This is a genomic window from Ruegeria sp. BF12 (assembly GCF_056538705.1).
Window position 1 is genome coordinate 1 of record NZ_JBQFTP010000039.1, and the last position, 2947, is coordinate 2947.

Here is a 2947-nt window from a genome sequence, read left to right on the forward strand (position 1 = left end):
GGAACTCCGGTGGCAACGGGAACTCCGGTGGCAACGGGAACTCCGGTGGCAACGGGAACTCCGGTGGCAACGGGAACTCCGGTGGCAACGGAAACGCGAGCGGCAACGGGAACGGAAACTCTGGTGGCAACGGGAACGGAAATGGCCAGGATAACAGGTAAGAAAAATTGTTTTTCACACCCCAAACAATTTGATTATGATAATTTGATATGAGAGTACTGCTGGCAGAAGACGAGCCACACCTGTGCAACCAGATCAAGTGGCTTCTTGTTGCCGAAGGCCGGGTGGTAGATGTGGTCCACAACGGCACTGAGGCATTACATTTAGGGGCCACTGAGCCCTACGACGTGATAATCTTGGACATCGGACTGCCAGAACGCGACGGGATTTCCGTTCTGCGAGAATGGCGATCCGCAGGCATATCGACGCCGGTGCTTATCTTGACAGCTCGTGACGGTTGGAGCGAACGGGTAGATGGCCTGGATGCTGGCGCCGATGACTACATGGTCAAACCATTTCACTTGCCAGAGCTTGCCGCCCGTGTGCGCGCCATACTTCGTCGCCAAAGCGGTCAGCTAAACCCAATCATCGAGATTGGCAGCGTTACCCTCGACACACGGACTGGTCGCGTTTCGCTTGACGGTGTACCCGTTAACCTGACAGCCCAGGAAATTGCTGTTCTTTCTTACCTTGCCCACAACGCTGGTCGTATGGTGTCGCGGACAGAGCTTTCCGAGCACATATATGAGTATGACGGAGATCGGGACTCGAACACGATTGCCGTATTTATCAACCGGCTGCGAAAAAAGCTGGGCCCCAATGTGATTACCACGGTGAGAGGGCGCGGTTATAGGATCGATGCAATCTAATGTTGTCGCTACGCCAACGGGCCTTGTTGGGCGGCATTGCTTCCGGGGCCGTTTCCGTAGCTATCGGAACTATCGCGGTCTTCTCGATCATAGACTCAAGGATTTCGGCGCAGTTCGACAATACACTTGATGACCGTCATACTCAGGTCGTTGTCGCGCTAAGTATTACAACTGAGAATCCCGGCGCCCTGAGCGATTTCCTACATGACCCGGCTTATGGTGTGCCGTTTTCAGGGCGGTACTGGCAGGTCACCAGCGGCAATGGCGAGATTATTACGTCCGCCTCTATGTTTGACGAAACGATAGCCGAACCAAACAGTTCATCGGTTGGAACCACGATCTGGAATACACCCGGACCAGACAATGAATTGGTTCGCAGCGCCTATCAGATGATCACTTACGATGACGGGACGGTTTGGGGAGTCAGTGTTGCAGAAAGCCAACTCCAACTAGTCAGCGAACGGCGTTCCGCGCAAAAAAGCCTGCTGCCCGTTTTCGCACTGGTTGGGGTCATTGGCGTCGCGAGTTCGCTGCTGTTGATGTCGGCTATCATGGGACCGCTGCGCAAATTACGGGAGGATGTCGCGCAACGCTGGGACACCGATGAGGACCTTAAGCCAACAGAATACCCCGAGGAGGTGTCACCTTTGGTCGAAGATCTGAACCAGTTGTTGCTCCGTAACCGGGACATTGTTTCCGGCTCTCGAAGGCAGGCGGCTGACTTGGCTCACTCGCTCAAAACACCAGCCTCAATCTTGCGAAACGAATTGAGGAGCTTGTCGCAAAACGGTGCCTCAACAGGGGTGGCGCAAGAAGCCCTCGACAGAATCGAGGCGCAACTGAGCCGCTCGCTGGCGCGTATGAGGGCCTCAAACACGGCAGAACTGACCCATTCGCGAACCGATTTATCCCATTCGGTCAACAGATTAGCCAAGCTGTTCGCTATCGTTGCCGAGCGCGAAGGCAAAGAATTCGTTGTCGAATGCGACGAAGCTATTTGGGTTCGGATGGACGCGCAGGACATTGAAGAGGTCATCGGCAATCTTCTGGATAATGCGTTTAAATGGAGCACACGAACCGTGGCCCTTTCAGTCCAAAAAAAGGGCGATACCATCGAATTGCGTGTCAAAGATGACGGTCCGGGGATTCCGGAAAAGGAACAAAGAGAAGCGCTGCGCTCAGGCGGGCGCTTGGATACGTCTGTCGCCGGGACAGGGTTAGGTCTGGCAATAGCAGTGGATCTCTTAAACGCATACGGCGCGAAACTCATTCTTGGGACATCCGAACAACTGGGTGGGTTAGAAAGCCTCGTCGTTCTTTCTTCGGGACGAGAACCTCGCGCTTAGATTGAACTTTTTCCCAGCTACGCCCGTACGCAATTTGCGCCCTTTGGCACCGAGATCTACAAAGACGCCGAGGCTCTGGTTCATACCCTAAGTAACGCAAAGAAATAGGCTACAGGATGACCATCGAAAGCCGCCGTTAACGGACGCTCATGAATATTCACCGTCCCGACCACAACCCGCGTTCGGTGCATTCCAAGATCTCCGCCGCGCAGGCCACCGGCCCCGAGAACCGACTAACGAAAATCACACTGACGACCGCAGCATTGTAAAGGACGCGACCACCACAGGAAAAATCAGACCATAAGCGACAAGATACCCGTCTGCGTGAAAATGATCCAAATTTTAGCAATCTGCAGCAGGACGCGGTACCCGATCATTCGGGCCGAAAAAGGGTCAATTGACCACACACTGGGGCACTGGTGCTAGGGTCAGGACTGATCGCCAATAGATGACGAGAGCTGCGAGGGCGATTGCTAAGAGGAAGACCTTCGGGCACCTGTCATACCGGGTTGCCACGCGGCGCCAATCCTTGAGCCTGCGAAACATGATCTCGATCCGGTTGCGGCGTTTGTATCGGCGCTTGTCGTGCTTCACCGTTGTCTTGCGTTGCTTCCGGCCGGGGATACAAGCGCGTATCCCTTTGTCTTGTAACGCTTCTCGGAACCAATCGGCATCGTATCCGCGAGCTCCGAGTAGCCAATCGACATTCGGTATGCCGCTGAACAGAGCCCG

4 protein-coding genes are annotated in these 2947 nt (G+C 54.6%); 3 read left to right on the forward strand and 1 reads right to left on the reverse strand.

What is annotated here, in order from left to right; genetic code table 11:
* The 3 genes from ACR0J0_RS23500 to ACR0J0_RS23510 form a co-directional block, all read left to right on the forward strand.
* Positions 1 to 213 (forward strand): hypothetical protein (locus ACR0J0_RS23500; protein WP_480666407.1); only part of this gene is annotated, 213 nt, incomplete at its 5' end.
* Positions 210 to 869 (forward strand): response regulator transcription factor, encoded by a 660-nt coding sequence (locus ACR0J0_RS23505; RefSeq protein ID WP_480666408.1) that lies wholly within the window; start codon positions 210 to 212, stop codon positions 867 to 869. The genes ACR0J0_RS23500 and ACR0J0_RS23505, both read left to right, overlap by 4 nt.
* A 368-nt stretch (positions 870 to 1237) precedes the next feature.
* Entirely contained in the window at positions 1238 to 2215 is a 978-nt protein-coding gene (locus tag ACR0J0_RS23510; protein WP_480666409.1) for an ATP-binding protein, read from the forward strand.
* Between the two features lie 393 nt (positions 2216 to 2608).
* Here the strand turns inward: ACR0J0_RS23510 and ACR0J0_RS23515 are convergent.
* Positions 2609 to 2947, reverse strand: a 339-nt coding sequence (locus tag ACR0J0_RS23515) for a transposase (protein ID WP_480666410.1), incomplete at its 5' end; no start/stop codon positions are given.